The organism is Corynebacterium riegelii, assembly GCF_016728505.1.
Taxonomy (GTDB): domain Bacteria; phylum Actinomycetota; class Actinomycetes; order Mycobacteriales; family Mycobacteriaceae; genus Corynebacterium; species Corynebacterium riegelii.
This window is the reverse complement of the sequence record NZ_CP068159.1, coordinates 1,022,181-1,035,822: the sequence shown is the minus strand read 5'-3', so window position 1 is coordinate 1,035,822 and position 13,642 is coordinate 1,022,181. Positions and strand designations below refer to the sequence as shown.

Genomic DNA, 13,642 nt, shown 5'->3' with positions numbered 1-13,642 from the left:
ACCCCATTAATATTCGAGCGCTACCGGGTTGCTATTCCACCGTCACAGACTTGGCCAAGTTGCGAGGCTGATCCACATTCAAACCGCGAGCTTCCGCCACAGCACACGCGAATATCTGCAGCGGCACCGTAGCCAGAAGCGGCTGCAACAGCCCAGCCGACTCAGGGATGCGGATCACGTGGTTAGCAAACTGCACCACGTCCTCATCACCATCTTCTGCAATCACTATGGTCACCGCACCACGCGCGCGGACCTCCTGGATGTTGGAGACCACCTTGGCGTGCAGGTTATGACGCGACCCCTTGGACGGCACGATGATAAACACCGGCTGCCCTTCCTCCACCAGCGCGATCGGACCGTGCTTCAGCTCGCCCGCAGCAAAGCCCTCAGAGTGCAGGTACGCAACCTCTTTCAGCTTCAGCGCACCCTCCAGCGCCACGGGGAAGCCCACGTGGCGGCCCAGGAACAGCACCGACTTGGACTGCGCTAACTCCTTGCCCAGCTGCTTGACCTGGTCCTCATTGTCCAGCACGTTCTGCAGCTTCTCCGGCATCTCCTCCAGATGATCAATGATCTGGCGGATCTCATCGGCGTACTTATTGCCACGCACCTGCGCCAGGTACAGCGCAAGCAGGTAGGCAGCCACAATCTGGGAGATAAACGCCTTGGTAGACGCCACGGCGATCTCCGGGCCAGCGTAGGTGTAGAGCACCGCGTCCGACTCCCTCGGAATGGAAGCACCCACCGTGTTACAGATCGCAATGACCTTCGCACCCTGTTCACGGGCGTGGCGCACCGCCATCAGCGTGTCCATGGTCTCACCCGATTGGGACACGGCAACCACCAGCGTCTGCTCATTCACAATCGGGTCGCGGTAGCGGAACTCATGCGCCAGCTCCACCTCCGTAGGGATGCGGCACCAGTGCTCAATGGCATAGCGCGCCACCTGCCCGGCATACGCCGCGGTACCGCACGCCACGATGATGATCTTGTTAATAGAGCGCAACAGCGACTCATCAATGCGCAGCTCATCCAACGTCAGCTGGCCGTCCTCATTGAAACGCCCATAGAGCGTGTCACGGATCGCCGCGGGCTGATCGTGGATCTCCTTTTCCATAAAGGAGTTGTAGCCACCCTTCTCAGCGGCGGTGATGTCCCATTCCACGCGGAACGGTTTGCCCTGGGCCACTGCACCGTCAAAGTCAGTGATCTCATAACCATCAGCAGTCAGCGTGACAATCTGGCCGTTGTCCATCTCCACCGCGTCGCGGGTGAATTCGATGAAGCCCGACACGTCAGAGCTCAAGAAGTTCTCGCCCTCGCCCACGCCGATCACCAGCGGGGAGTTCCAACGCGCAGCCACAATCCGGTCCGGGTGATCCGCGTGGATAGCCAGCAGGGTAAACGCACCCTCTAGGCGCTGCGCGGTCAGCTGCATCGCACGCGTAAGGTCCCCGTTTGCCTCGGTGTTGTAGATCTCCAGCAGCAGCGTGCCAGCAACCTCGGTGTCCGTGTCAGAGACAAAGGTGTAGCCCTTTTCTGCAAGCTCTGCTTTCAGCTGCGCGAAGTTCTCGATGATGCCGTTGTGCACCACCGCCAGCGCACCATTGCCAACCACATGCGGGTGTGCATTCGCGTCGGTCGGGCCGCCGTGCGTAGCCCAACGAGTGTGCCCAATACCTAGGTGGGAAGCGTCAAGGGGTGCGGCAGCAATCGCTGCCTCCAAGTCAGCAACCTTGCCAGCCTTCTTGCGGCATTCAATGCGCCCACCTGCGGCAACAGCAACACCAGCCGAGTCGTAGCCACGGTACTCCAGCCTGCGAAGGCCTTCAATAATGACAGTTTTTGCGTCGCGTTCACTGTTGTTCGCAGCGCCGACATACCCAACGATTCCACACATAGTTCAAAATTTTAAAGGCAAAAAGCCGCAAACCCCACAGCGGACCTCTCTAGATCTCCTGCGGGGTTGCTGAACGTTAGCCGTGAGCCTTACGGCCCGTGATGTTACGCCTTTTCCATACCAATCATTTGGCCGTCCGGGCGGAACACCTGCGCCACAGCCGGGCGCGGAACAGACGTGCCACCATCCGGCCAGTGAGAAGCCGGGTTTTCAAAGGTAGCGTCATCTTCCTCACCCGGGTGCTGCACGTTCACCAGCACCAGCTGGTCCGTCACAATCGGGCCACAGGTCTCAGCTGCGTACGGGACCGTGAGGAAGCACTTGGTCTGGCCACGGTTCTCACCCTCCAGGCCAATGGCGTAGAGGCCATCGTTGGAGCCCAACGCGTTGCCGTCGGTAGAGATCCACAGGTTGCCATGGGAGTCAAAGGCGATGTTGTCCGGGCAAGAGATCGGGGAAACCTGCTCCTTCGGGAAACCGCTGAAGTAGGTCGACGCCGCCTCCGGGTCACCGCAGACCAGCAGGAGGTTCCAGGAGAAGTCAGTGCCAGCGTGGTCATCTACAAGCTCCATGACCAGGCCGTTCTTGTTCTCGCGGATTGGAGCGTACTCGGTGACGTCTTCCTTGCTCTTCTTCTCATTCTCACCGGTTGCGCCGCGGTACTTGTTGTTAGTCAGCGACAGGTACACCTTGCCGGTAACCGGGTTGACCTCGAAGTCCTCCGGGCGGTCCATCTTGGTTGGGCCAACCTCATCCGCAGCAAGGCGGGTGTAGATGGCAACCTCCTCACCGGTGAAGCCATCAACGTGGGATTCAGCGGTGCCGTCCGCGTGCGCGGTCAACAGCGGGATCCACGTGCCGGTGCCGTCAAACTCACCGTCCGAAGGCAGGTCGCCATCACCGGTGATCTCGCCTTGCGGGGAGTTGCCCTCCAGGTTGGCAACGTAGAGCGTGCCCTCATCCAGGATGGTCATGTTGTGTGCAACATCGCCCTCCTTGATCTTTTTGGAGGAGACGAACTTGTAGATGTACTCAAAACGAGCGTCATCGCCGGAGTAGCAGACCACGGTGCCGTCCTCGGTGACGTGGATGTTGCCAGCTTCGTGCTTGAAACGTCCCAAAGCCGTGTGCTTCACCGGAATGGAATCCGGGTCATACGGGTTGATCTCCACCAGGTAACCGAAACGGTTGAACTCGTTCGGCTCCTTCGCCAGGTCAAAGCGGTCGTGCAGGCGCTCCCACTTACGCTCAGAAGCCTCCTCCGGCACACCGAAGCGCTTCACGTCGGCCGCCGGGCGCTCCCCCGTCACAGCCTTTGCATTGGCCCAGTACTGATCAATGTTTTCCTCACCAGACAGGAAGGTGCCCCACGGGGTCACGCCGCCGGCGCAGTTGTTGAAGGTGCCGAACACCTTGGTACCGGTCGGATCCACGGAGGTCTTCAGCAGGTCGTGGCCGGCAGCCGGGCCGACAATTTTGAACTCCGTCTCACCGGTGATACGACGGTTCAGCGGGCCAAACTCGCGGGTCAGCTCACCGGTCTTGTCGTCGCGCGAGACCTCAAGGATGGTGTGGCCGTGGCTGACAATACCGATGTTGATCTGCTCGTCCGTCGGGTTCTCCGGATCATAGTTCGGCAGCATCTGCGGCTCCGTGGAGTACTCGTGTGAGCAGACGTAAACCATACGATTTTTGTCAGTCGGGTGCTCCATCAAACCAGCGAAGTCATTGTTGAAGCCGAACTGGCGGGCAGCGGCTGCAGCAGTCTGGTTATTCGGATCAAACTCCGGGGCATCCTCATAGACCGGATCACCCCACGCGATCAGCACGGAGGTGGCATAGCCAGCCGGGACGACAACCTCGTCCAATTCGTTCGGCGCAACGCTTTCAAAGCGCATGCCTGCAACCGGGGTGATCATTGCAGCCGCGGCGTCCGTGCCGGACGTGGGGGTTGCGGCCTGGGTTTGCGTACCCGCATCGCCCTCAGCGCCACAGGCAACCAGCACGGCGGTACCGCCGAACGCCACGGTGGAAGCGCCGAAGGCCTTCAACACGCCACGACGCGACATAATGTCGCCGAAGTACGGGTTATCGGATTCGTTGGTGCATTCACCTGCACACGCATTACCGCACTTGTAGGTGCAGGTCAGGCTGGAGCGCTTGGAGTGAAAAAGGTTCTTACCCACAATGGACATTATGGTCTCCCCTAAGAAACGTTGGTAGCGATGATTGCTAGCGGTCACAAACGCCGCAAACGTTATTTCCGTTAACTAACCAACCGGGGAAGTCCAGGTGAACAGTTACTGAACTTTTTGCTTACCCAACCTTGCGTAGGTAGTAGTGCGGCGCGTCTGCGTAGAGCAGGGAGTTGCCAGTCAGCCCGCACCAGGCGTAGAGGTCAATATGAATAGCCTCGTTGATAGAGCGCAGGTGAAGCACCTCGCCCACCTCCATCTGGTCCCGAAAAAGCAGGAAAAGCCGCACGAGTACATCACCGCAGGCGATGTCTTCCGCATCCCAATAGTGCTGCGACTCGGGCGGCTCTTCCATAAGCTCCACTACTGCGTATCCCCCACCTGCTGCAGGTAGGTGTCGCGCGCTTGGACGATCTGCGCCAGCTGCTGCTGCGCAAGGCGATCTGCCACGATCGGGTTGTCCGCAAAGGTTGCAAACCCGCAGTCAGTACTCAGCAGCACGCGGTCTGTGCCAAAGGCCTCAACCGCAGCGGCAATGCGGGCCACCACGTCCTCCGTCGGCTCAAGTGCCTGCTGCTTTTGGTTGAGCACGCCGACGCAGACCCGCTGGTCCTCGCGAATCCCGCTCAGCGCATCCAAGCTGCCGGCACGTGGAGTGGCCAGCTCCAAGGAGAGCGTGCCCACATTCAGTGCAGCAAACAGGTCTACAAACGGGGCGTAGTCGCCTTCGAGTGCCGCCGATTCGTCCGTGGTCCAGTTGCCGCGGCACACATGCAACGCAAGCCGCTGCGGGTCGAAGCCCTCCGTCAGCTGCTCAAGCAGCGACTGCGCAAATGCGAGCTCCTCATCCACGCTGCCGGACAGCTCATCGAGCGCGCCGCACATGAAAGTGCGCCCGCCACCGTCGTGTCGGCCGTAGACCACCTCAGTCAGCACCGGCTCATCAATTTGAATCATCGCGGTGCCCAGCGAGTACAGCTCATGGAGTTCCTCGCGCAGCACGCGCACAATGTCGACGGCCATCTCCTCACGGCTTTCATACGCCCGGTCAGAGACACACTCCATCCACATCGTGCGGGTCAAAAGATACGGCCCAGGCAGACACACCTTCACCGGCGCGTCCGTCAGGGACTGCAGGAAGCGGACCTCATGAGCCACCAGCGGCTTATCGCGCCCGAGCAGGCCGAAGACCGCGGGGTGGCGGACATCTCCCGCAGGAACGTCCAACGCGCGCAGCTCGCGCTCAAACTCCTCCGGATCATCCACGTACGGAAGCAAGTCCGTAATAGGAATGAGCTGGCAGTTCTGCAGCCTTCCTGCAACGAAGCTGGAGTAGTTGTCGCGGCGCATCTCACCGTCAGTAACCACATCCACGCCGGCACGCTGCTGGGCGGCCAACACGAGCTCCACCGCATCATCGGCGGTGGCCTGGAACTGATCTTCCGGCATCCGGCCAGCCAGATTCTCGTGCACCGCTTCGAGCAGCCACGGCTTACGCGGCCACGACCCCATGGTCATTACCGAAAGCGGCGCAATCTGCGGCGCCGGCGCAGGCGCCGGGAAATCCGTTGGCACCGTGGGGGTGACCACTTCCTGGGTCACCGGCATCTGCGGGCGCTTGCGCTGCTTTGCGCCGCGCTTCTTCACCACTGGTTGCGGCGCACTCTCGGGCTCCGCTGGTTCATCCGAAGGCGTGTCAGCCCCTGCGAACGCTCCTTTACACACTAGGAAACGCCAGCGGCCTTGATCCGTCTCCTCGATCATGTTCACCAGCTCATTGCCGGTAAGCCGGCACCAAGAAGGAAGATCATCCGGGACAGTCGGCTCGTAGGAGATGATCTCCAGCAGCTGGCCCGGATCCAGCGGGTCGATGTGCTGACGGATCAGCAGCAGCAGGCCATTGCCGCAGTCAAGGTCTCCCCCATCAAAACTGGTGTGGGGCGCGTACGGGTGAGTTGCTTCTGCCACGTTGTTATGCCTAGTAGGACACGCTCGGCGTGCCATCTGCCAGGAACTCGACGAGCTTTGCACCGCCGACGATCTGTGCCCCCTCGATCAGCTGGTCTTCCGTGTAGCCGCGCTTCTTAATGCACGGCGCGCACACGTAGAGGGCGCCGCCAGCGGCGATGAAGTTTGCAATGAGCTCCTTGAGCGGTGCGAAGCCCTCCTCGTGGATGTCGTCGGCGTAGCCGTCAACAGCCAGGTAGGCGCCCTCGGAGGAGAGGAAGACCATGGTGTCCTGGGCGGAGCCGACGGCAGCGTTGGCTACGACAAAGCCAACAGTGGCCAGATCCGTGTCGTTCTTAGCGTGGGCAATGGTTACACAAAATTTTCCGGTAGACATGCCCGCTAGGGTACAGAAGGTTGGGACACGTTAGGCGTCGATAAGCAAAATGCGAAAAGCCGCACCACCCGGGAAACGGGGGTGCGGCCTTTGGCGCTAGTAACTAGCTAGAACTAGCGAGCCTTCTCAATGATCTCAATGAGACGGAAGTGCTTGTCCTTGGACAGCGGGCGGGTCTCCTCGATGCGAACGAGATCGCCGACGCCGGCGGTGTTGTTCTCATCGTGAGCCTTCACACGCTTGGTGGTACGCACAATCTTGCCGTACAGAGCGTGGGACTTACGGTCCTCAACCTCGACCACGATCGTCTTGTCCATCTTGTCGGACACGACGTAGCCGCGGCGGCGCTTCTGCAGGCCCTTCTCCTTCGGCTTAGCCTCGGTGTGCTTCGGGCCCTTGCCGGTGTTCTTCTCAGTCACGTTTGCCTCAGTCATGGTTATGCCTCAGCTCCTGCAGACTCGGGTACAACGGACAGGCCGAGCTCACGCTCGCGCAGCACCGTGTAGATGCGAGCAATGTCGCGCTTCACCGTGGAGATGCGGCGGTTGTTGGTCAGCTGGCCAGTGGCAAGCTGGAAGCGCAGGTTGAACAGCTCTTCCTTTGCCTCGGTCAGGCGGGTACGCAGCTCATCATCGTTGAGCTCGCGGAATTCGGATGCGGGGGTACCGGCAGCCATTAGAACTGGTCCTCCTTCTTAATCACGCGAGTCTTGCACGGCAGCTTCGCACCAGCGCGGCGCAGAGCTTCCATTGCAGTCTCCTCGTTCGGGTAGGACATCTCGAAAAGGATGCGGCCAGGCTTAACGTTGGCCACCCACTTCTCAACCGGGCCCTTACCGGAACCCATACGCACGCCGAGCGGCTTCTGGGTCAGCGGACGGTCCGGGAAGATGTTGATCCAGACCTTGCCACCACGCTTGACGTGGCGGTTGATAGCGATACGAGCCGACTCGATCTGGCGGTTGGTAACGTAAGCCGGCTCAAGAGCCTGGAGGCCGTAGTCACCAAAGTTGATCTTGTTGCCGCCCTTGGACACGCCGGAACGGGTCGGGCGGTGCTGACGGCGGTACTTCACGCGCTTAGGAATAAGCATGCTTAGCCCTCCTGCTTCTGCTCGGCGCGCTGCTGGCGGCGCTGGCCACCGCGGCGCGGACGACGATCGCGGTCGCCACGGCCACGACGCTCATTGCTCGGCGCATTGAGCTCGGACTCGCGAACGCCACCTACGACATCGCCCTTGTAGATCCACACCTTGACGCCAATGACGCCAAAGGTGGTGTGTGCTTCAGCCGTGCCGTAGTCAATCTCCGCACGAAGGGTGTGCAGCGGCACACGGCCCTCGTGGTAGCGCTCAACACGGGACATTTCGGCGCCGCCCAGACGGCCAGAGCACAGAACCTTGATGCCCTTGACCTGCGGGTTGCGCATCGCAGACTGGATAGCCTTGCGCATCGCGCGGCGGAATGCCACACGGTTGACAAGCTGCTCTGCGATGGACTGTGCGACCAGGGTCGCGTCAGCGTCGACGTTCTTGACCTCGAGGATGTTCAGCGCAACCATCTTGCCGGTGAGCTTCTCCAGCTCACGGCGGATGCGGTCAGCCTCAGCGCCGCGGCGGCCAATCACGATGCCCGGGCGGGCGGTGTGAATGTCCACGCGAACGCGGTCACGGGTGCGCTCGATGACAACATCGGAGATGCCTGCGCGCTCCAGGTTGTTCTGGAAGAACTCGCGGATCTTGATGTCCTCAGCGACGTAGTCGGCGTAGTTCTTGTCGGCGTACCAGTGGGACTTCCAATCGGAAGTGATGCCCAGGCGTAGGCCGTGGGGGTGGATTTTCTGACCCATTAGTTCGCCTCTTCCTTGGACTCGACGACAACAGTGATGTGAGAGGTGCGCTTACGGATCTGGAAAGCGCGGCCCTGTGCACGCGGCTGGTAACGACGCATGGTCGGACCCTCATTTGCGTAGCACTCTGCGATAACCAGGGTGCGCGGATCCAAGCCGAAGTTGTTCTCGGCGTTGGCCGCAGCAGAAGCGACGACCTTGGCAACCGGCTTAGCGGCTTCCTGCGGCGCGTACTTCAGGATCGCGAGAGCCTCAGCAACAGACTTACCGCGGACGAGAGCCAGCACGCGGCGGGCCTTCATCGGGGAAGTGCGCACGAACTTGGCCGTCGCGGATGCAGTGGTGATGGTGTCAGCCATTGCTTATCGACGTCCCTTCGTTTCCTTGACGTGACCCTTAAAGGTCTTGGTGGGTGCAAACTCGCCGAGCTTGTGACCAACCATGGACTCGTCGACGAACACCGGAACGTGCTTACGACCGTCGTGGACGGCGAAAGTGTGACCGATGAAGTCAGGGAGAATGGTTGAGCGGCGAGACCAGGTCTTGATGACCTGCTTGGTGCCGGCCTCGTTCTGAGCGTCCACCTTGTTGAGGAGGTGCTCATCGACGAACGGGCCCTTCTTCAGGCTACGTGGCATGTTGTCTTACCTCCTCTTAGCGCTTCTTCTTGGTGCGACGGCGGCGCACAATCATGTTGTTCGAGTAACGGTTCGGGTTGCGGGTGCGGCCTTCCTTCTGGCCCCACGGGCTCACCGGGTGGCGACCACCAGAGGTCTTACCTTCACCACCACCGTGCGGGTGATCAACCGGGTTCATAACCACACCACGCACGGTCGGGCGCCAGCCCTTCCAGCGCATACGGCCGGCCTTACCCCAGCGGATGTTGATCTGGTCAGCGTTGCCAACCTCACCAACGGTTGCGCGGCAACGGATGTCCACGCGGCGGATCTCAGAAGACGGCATACGCAGCACTGCGTAGTTGCCTTCCTTACCCAGCAGCTGGATGGACGTACCTGCGGAACGAGCCAGCTTTGCACCAGCGCCCGGCTTGAGCTCCACAGCGTGGATGGTCGTACCGGTCGGGATGTTGCGCAGCGGCAGGTTGTTGCCAACCTTGATGTCGGCGTTCGGACCGGACTCCACAACGGTGCCCTGCTTCAGGCCCTTCGGCGCGATGATGTAGCGCTTCTCGCCGTCGTAGTAGTGCAGCAGTGCAATGTTTGCGGTGCGGTTCGGGTCGTACTCAATGTGAGCAACCTTTGCCAGCACGCCGTCCTTGTCAGAACGACGGAAGTCAATCACGCGGTAGCGACGCTTGTGGCCGCCGCCGCGGTGACGAGTAGTGATGTGGCCGTGCGTGTTGCGGCCACCCTTCTTCGGGAGCGGGCGCAGCAGGGACTTCTCCGGCGTGGAGCGGGTAATCTCCTCGAACTCGGAAACGGAGCTGTTGCGGCGACCCGGGGTTGTCGGCTTGTACTTACGAATAGCCATAGTTTGTCCTTTTCTATCGTCTCTTCATCAGAGCGATGGCCTTAGGCCGTCGCACCGCCGAAGATGTCGATGGAGTCGCTGCCCTCGCGGAGAGTGACGTAGGCGCGCTTGGTGTCCTTACGCTTGCCAAAGCCGGTGCGGGAGCGCTTGCGCTTGCCCTCACGGTTGGCGGTGTTCACCGAAGCAACGTCAACGCCGAAGATCTCTTCCACGGCAATCTTGATCTGGGTCTTGTTTGCAGACGGGTTCACGAAGAACGTGTACGTGTTCTGCTCCATCAGCGCGTAGGTCTTCTCAGAGAGGACCGGTGCGATGATGATGTCGCGCGGATTCGCAACCTTAGCCATTTACTTCTCCTCCTCAGCCGTCGCTGCCGCGCCGGCAGGTGCAGCCACGACGTTGCCGCGGTTGATGAAGGTGTGCAGTGCTTCGACCGAGAACACAACGTCATCTGCATTCAGGACGTCGTAGGTGTTCAGCATGGACGGAGCGATAACGTGCACGCCCGGCAGGTTCCTTGCGGAAAGGCGGGAGTTCACATCGTCGCTGCCCAGGACCAGCAGAACGGACTTACGGTCGGTCAGGCGCTCAATGAAAGCACGTGCAGACTTGGTGGACGGGTTCTGGCCAGGGACCAGATCCTCCACCACGTGGATGCGCTCGTTGCGAGCACGATCCGTCAGCGCACCTGCGAGAGCGGCCTTGATCATCTTCTTCGGGGTCCGCTGCGCGTAGGAACGCGGCTGCGGACCGTGGACGGTGCCACCACCGGTGAAGTGCGGAGCACGGGTCGAGCCCTGGCGAGCACGGCCAGTGCCCTTCTGGCGGAACGGCTTCTTGCCGCCGCCGGAAACCATGCCACGGGTCTTCGTTGCGTGCGTACCCTGACGTGCTGCAGCCAGCTGTGCAATTACAACCTGGTGCATCAGGGGAATAGATGCCTCGCGGTCAAAAAACTCTGCCGGAAGCTCAACGGAGCCGTTGGTCTTACCATCAGCGGTGTGGACGTCAAGCGTCAGGTTCGTCATGCGTGAGCACCGCCCTTCACTGCGGTCTTGACGGTAACAATGCTGCCCTTGGCACCCGGGATTGCGCCCTTGACCAGGATCAGGTTGTTGTCGCCGTCGATGCGTTGGATCTTCAGGTTCTGGGTGGTAACGCGGTTACCGCCCATGCGGCCAGCCATACGCGTGCCCTTGAACACGCGACCCGGGGTAGCACATGCACCGATGCCACCCACACGACGGTGAGCAGCCTGGTTACCGTGCGAAGCACCCTGGCCAGCAAAGCCGTGGCGCTTCATGGCGCCAGCGTAGCCCTTGCCCTTGGTGGTGCCGACCACGTCAACGTAGGTGTCACCCTCAAAGATGGTGGCGTTGTACTCCTGGCCAACCTCGTACGCGGAGGTGTCATCCATACGGATCTCCACGACGTGGCGGCGCGGGTTCACACCGGCCTTCTTGAAGTGACCAGCCTGCGGCTTCTTGGTCTTACGGGGGTCAATATCGCCATAAGCGATCTGGATGGCAGAGTAGCCATCGATTTCGGGGGTGCGGATCTGGGTGACCACGCACGGACCAGCCTCGACGACGGTAACCGGGATAACACGGTTGTCCTCGTCGAAGATCTGGGTCATGCCGATCTTCTTGCCCAGAATGCCCTTCATCTGGTTGTCAGACATTTCAGTTCTCCTGCTTACTGGATGTTCACGTCAACGCTGGCCGGAAGGTCAATGCGCATGAGCGCATCGACGGTCTTCGGCGTCGGATCGAGAATATCGATGAGGCGCTTGTGGGTGCGCATCTCGAAGTGCTCGCGAGAATCCTTGTACTTGTGCGGAGAACGAATGACGGCGTACACGTTCTTTTCAGTGGGCAACGGCACCGGCCCCACGACGCGGGCACCCGTGCGGGTGACCGTCTCAACGATCTTCTTCGCGGATGCGTCGATCGCCTCATGATCGTAGGCCTTGAGCCTGATGCGGATCTTCTGTCCCGCCACGCTTACCTCTTCCTCGCATCCCCACGTTCGATTCCTTTCCCTCCCCGCTCGTTTTGAACGGAGTGAGAAACGGGCGAAGCGGTGGGGTTGTAGCTTCTAGTTTCTCTATAACGTTGTCCGGGCTGGGCCCTTGGCTCAACGCCAGTGTCTTGTAATTGACTGTCATGACACTTCAGAAAGTTGGGACGGGCGTGCAACAAACTGCTCGCGTACGTCTCCAGTGCTTTCCCCGCGCCTACTTACCTGCATAAGGCACATATATGACGTGGATGTCAGACTCGGAAGGGTGCGTGACTCTTCGCGTACTGCCGCTGTTTATTTGCCATGGCCCCTTCCCGGTGAAGGTGTCATGGTTACCTCACCATCGCTCGCCTTTTACAACGAGCCATGTCAAAGCAACCCGAGTATTTAAACACAAAGGCCACAAAAGCGCAAACCCCCGTCGCGCGTGAGAAGAAAGTGGACGGGGGATGCGTCGATAAGCAAAAGCTCCCTAGTGGTGCGAAACCGCGTTACCGGCCTCCCGCTCGTTGGAAGCGGACGTCATCTCCGCGAGCACCTCGGTGACCTTGATGTCCGCCACGGGCGACTCATACGGGTCCTCAAAAATCTGGTCCCCCAGGATGTTGAACACGTAGTCCATATCCTTGTCACCACGGCCGGAAAGGTTGACCAAGAGGTTCAGCTCCTCACCAGTCTCTTCCGCCTCCTCCGCCATGCGCAGCGCGTGCGCCAACGCGTGGGAGGACTCAAGGGCAGGAATGATGCCCTCATAACGCGAGAGGATACGAAACGCCTGCAGCGCCTCCACATCGGACGCCACCACGTACTCAGCGCGGCCCGTCTGCTTCAGATACGCATGCTCCGGACCAACGCCCGGGTAATCCAGGCCGGCAGACACCGAATGTGACTCAGCCATCAGCTCACCATCCTGGTCAGTGACCACATAGGAACGAGAGCCGTGGAGGAAACCGATCTTGCCGTGAGCCAGCGGCGCACCATGCTTATTGGTGTCCAGGCCTTCGCCCGAAGGCTCAACACCAATCAGACGCACATTGTCATTGCCCGGCTGATCCTCCAAGTACTGCGCGAATGCACCGATGGCATTGGAGCCGCCACCAACGGCAGCGATGACAGCATCCGGCAAACGACCAGTCTCAGCCAGCATCTGCTCACGCGACTCGCGCGAGATCACAGCCTGAAACTCCTTGACCAACGTGGGGAACGGGTGCGGGCCGCAGGCGGAACCCAGCACGTAGTGCGTCGTGGAAAGGTTCTCCAGCCAGTCCCCCAGCGCCACGTCAATCGCATTCGACATAGAACCGCCGTCCTCATTGGTCACCGGCGAGACCTTCGCACCCATCAGGCGCATACGGCGAACATTCGGCTGCTGGCGCGCAACATCCTGCGCACCCATATAAATAACGCACTCCATGCCCAGAAGCGCAGCCACCATAGCGGTAGCGGTACCGTGCTGGCCTGCACCGGTCTCTGCAATCAGGCGACGCTTACCCAAACGCTTTGCAATCAGCGCCTGCGCCAACACCTGGTTAGCCTTGTGCGCACCGCCGTGCGCCAAGTCTTCACGCTTCAAAAACAGACGGACGTTTTCAAGCTTCTTGCCCGTTTTCTTGGAGCGTGGCAAGTTCAGGCACTCATAGACCGGGGTTGGGCGCCCCAGGTACTTAGCCTGCAGCTCTGCAAGCTCGGCGAGAAACTCCTCATCATGCCGAGCATCAACAAACGCCTGCTCCAACTCATCTAAGACCGGGTACAACGAATCCGGTACATACTGTCCACCAAATTCACCGAAGTATGCGCTGATAAGCGTCTTGCGAATGTCCTGCGTCATGGACCCACATTA

Annotated in this window: 17 protein-coding genes; all 17 read right to left on the bottom strand. The window is 60.4% G+C overall.

Annotated elements, in window-relative coordinates; genetic code table 11:
- Window positions 1–31 precede the first annotated feature (31 nt).
- Window positions 32–1,900, bottom strand: coding sequence for a glutamine--fructose-6-phosphate transaminase (isomerizing) (gene glmS / locus I6I71_RS04795; RefSeq protein WP_201822658.1), 1,869 nt, complete (start codon window positions 1,898–1,900; stop codon window positions 32–34).
- Window positions 1,901–2,004: 104 nt separating this feature from the next.
- Complete coding sequence (locus I6I71_RS04790; protein ID WP_201822656.1) at window positions 2,005–4,095, bottom strand: PhoX family protein; 2,091 nt, start codon at window positions 4,093–4,095, stop codon at window positions 2,005–2,007.
- A 121-nt stretch (window positions 4,096–4,216) separates the two neighbouring features.
- Complete coding sequence (locus tag I6I71_RS04785; protein ID WP_201822654.1) at window positions 4,217–4,450, bottom strand: sulfurtransferase TusA family protein; 234 nt, start codon at window positions 4,448–4,450, stop codon at window positions 4,217–4,219.
- A gap of 8 nt (window positions 4,451–4,458) precedes the next feature.
- Entirely contained in the window at window positions 4,459–6,063 is a 1,605-nt protein-coding gene (locus I6I71_RS04780) for a sulfurtransferase TusA family protein (protein ID WP_201822652.1), read from the bottom strand.
- 10 nt (window positions 6,064–6,073) lie between these two features.
- The gene (locus I6I71_RS04775) at window positions 6,074–6,439 is read right to left on the bottom strand and encodes a DsrE family protein (protein ID WP_201822650.1); all 366 of its coding nucleotides are present in this window, start codon (window positions 6,437–6,439) and stop codon (window positions 6,074–6,076) included.
- 113 nt (window positions 6,440–6,552) lie between these two features.
- Complete coding sequence (gene rpsQ / locus I6I71_RS04770) at window positions 6,553–6,873, bottom strand: 30S ribosomal protein S17 (RefSeq protein ID WP_052205390.1); 321 nt, start codon at window positions 6,871–6,873, stop codon at window positions 6,553–6,555.
- A gap of 2 nt (window positions 6,874–6,875) precedes the next feature.
- Window positions 6,876–7,115 (bottom strand): 50S ribosomal protein L29, encoded by a 240-nt coding sequence (gene rpmC, locus I6I71_RS04765; RefSeq protein ID WP_052205391.1) that lies wholly within the window; start codon window positions 7,113–7,115, stop codon window positions 6,876–6,878.
- Window positions 7,115–7,531: a 50S ribosomal protein L16 gene (gene rplP / locus I6I71_RS04760; RefSeq protein ID WP_052205392.1), complete on the bottom strand. Its 417-nt coding sequence runs from the start codon at window positions 7,529–7,531 to the stop codon at window positions 7,115–7,117. Before rplP ends, rpmC begins: the two co-directional genes overlap by 1 nt.
- Before the next feature lie 2 nt (window positions 7,532–7,533).
- The gene (gene rpsC, locus I6I71_RS04755; protein WP_052205393.1) at window positions 7,534–8,286 is read right to left on the bottom strand and encodes a 30S ribosomal protein S3; all 753 of its coding nucleotides are present in this window, start codon (window positions 8,284–8,286) and stop codon (window positions 7,534–7,536) included.
- The gene (gene rplV / locus I6I71_RS04750; RefSeq protein ID WP_052205394.1) at window positions 8,286–8,645 is read right to left on the bottom strand and encodes a 50S ribosomal protein L22; all 360 of its coding nucleotides are present in this window, start codon (window positions 8,643–8,645) and stop codon (window positions 8,286–8,288) included. Before rplV ends, rpsC begins: the two co-directional genes overlap by 1 nt.
- Before the next feature lie 3 nt (window positions 8,646–8,648).
- On the bottom strand, window positions 8,649–8,924 hold the full coding sequence (rpsS, locus tag I6I71_RS04745; RefSeq protein WP_052205395.1) for a 30S ribosomal protein S19: 276 nt from the start codon (window positions 8,922–8,924) through the stop codon (window positions 8,649–8,651).
- A 16-nt stretch (window positions 8,925–8,940) separates the two neighbouring features.
- Window positions 8,941–9,777: a 50S ribosomal protein L2 gene (rplB, locus tag I6I71_RS04740; RefSeq protein ID WP_052205396.1), complete on the bottom strand. Its 837-nt coding sequence runs from the start codon at window positions 9,775–9,777 to the stop codon at window positions 8,941–8,943.
- Between the two features lie 41 nt (window positions 9,778–9,818).
- Window positions 9,819–10,124, bottom strand: a complete 306-nt coding sequence (gene rplW / locus I6I71_RS04735; RefSeq protein WP_052205397.1) for a 50S ribosomal protein L23 — start codon at window positions 10,122–10,124, stop codon at window positions 9,819–9,821.
- Window positions 10,125–10,805 (bottom strand): 50S ribosomal protein L4, encoded by a 681-nt coding sequence (rplD, locus tag I6I71_RS04730; protein WP_052205398.1) that lies wholly within the window; start codon window positions 10,803–10,805, stop codon window positions 10,125–10,127.
- Window positions 10,802–11,458 (bottom strand): 50S ribosomal protein L3, encoded by a 657-nt coding sequence (rplC, locus tag I6I71_RS04725; RefSeq protein ID WP_052205399.1) that lies wholly within the window; start codon window positions 11,456–11,458, stop codon window positions 10,802–10,804. Before rplC ends, rplD begins: the two co-directional genes overlap by 4 nt.
- Before the next feature lie 14 nt (window positions 11,459–11,472).
- Window positions 11,473–11,778, bottom strand: coding sequence for a 30S ribosomal protein S10 (gene rpsJ / locus I6I71_RS04720; protein WP_003848085.1), 306 nt, complete (start codon window positions 11,776–11,778; stop codon window positions 11,473–11,475).
- 493 nt (window positions 11,779–12,271) lie between these two features.
- Window positions 12,272–13,630, bottom strand: coding sequence for a tryptophan synthase subunit beta (gene trpB / locus I6I71_RS04715; RefSeq protein WP_201822648.1), 1,359 nt, complete (start codon window positions 13,628–13,630; stop codon window positions 12,272–12,274).
- Between the last annotated feature and the right edge of the window lie 12 nt (window positions 13,631–13,642).

Bases quoted from the DNA above. Each gene is read 5' to 3' on its own strand.
- rplW (WP_052205397.1), bottom strand. From the start codon at position 10,124: ATGGCTAAGGTTGCGAATCCGCGCGACATCATCATCGCACCGGTCCTC.
- rplD (WP_052205398.1), bottom strand. From the start codon at position 10,805: ATGACGAACCTGACGCTTGACGTCCACACCGCTGATGGTAAGACCAAC.
- glmS (WP_201822658.1), bottom strand. From the start codon at position 1,900: ATGTGTGGAATCGTTGGGTATGTCGGCGCTGCGAACAACAGTGAACGC.
- I6I71_RS04775 (WP_201822650.1), bottom strand. From the start codon at position 6,439: ATGTCTACCGGAAAATTTTGTGTAACCATTGCCCACGCTAAGAACGAC.
- I6I71_RS04790 (WP_201822656.1), bottom strand. From the start codon at position 4,095: ATGTCCATTGTGGGTAAGAACCTTTTTCACTCCAAGCGCTCCAGCCTG.
- rplC (WP_052205399.1), bottom strand. From the start codon at position 11,458: ATGTCTGACAACCAGATGAAGGGCATTCTGGGCAAGAAGATCGGCATG.
- trpB (WP_201822648.1), bottom strand. From the start codon at position 13,630: ATGACGCAGGACATTCGCAAGACGCTTATCAGCGCATACTTCGGTGAA.
- rplP (WP_052205392.1), bottom strand. From the start codon at position 7,531: ATGCTTATTCCTAAGCGCGTGAAGTACCGCCGTCAGCACCGCCCGACC.
- rpsQ (WP_052205390.1), bottom strand. From the start codon at position 6,873: ATGACTGAGGCAAACGTGACTGAGAAGAACACCGGCAAGGGCCCGAAG.
- rpsC (WP_052205393.1), bottom strand. From the start codon at position 8,286: ATGGGTCAGAAAATCCACCCCCACGGCCTACGCCTGGGCATCACTTCC.
- rpsS (WP_052205395.1), bottom strand. From the start codon at position 8,924: ATGCCACGTAGCCTGAAGAAGGGCCCGTTCGTCGATGAGCACCTCCTC.
- rplB (WP_052205396.1), bottom strand. From the start codon at position 9,777: ATGGCTATTCGTAAGTACAAGCCGACAACCCCGGGTCGCCGCAACAGC.
- I6I71_RS04785 (WP_201822654.1), bottom strand. From the start codon at position 4,450: ATGGAAGAGCCGCCCGAGTCGCAGCACTATTGGGATGCGGAAGACATC.
- rplV (WP_052205394.1), bottom strand. From the start codon at position 8,645: ATGGCTGACACCATCACCACTGCATCCGCGACGGCCAAGTTCGTGCGC.
- rpmC (WP_052205391.1), bottom strand. From the start codon at position 7,115: ATGGCTGCCGGTACCCCCGCATCCGAATTCCGCGAGCTCAACGATGAT.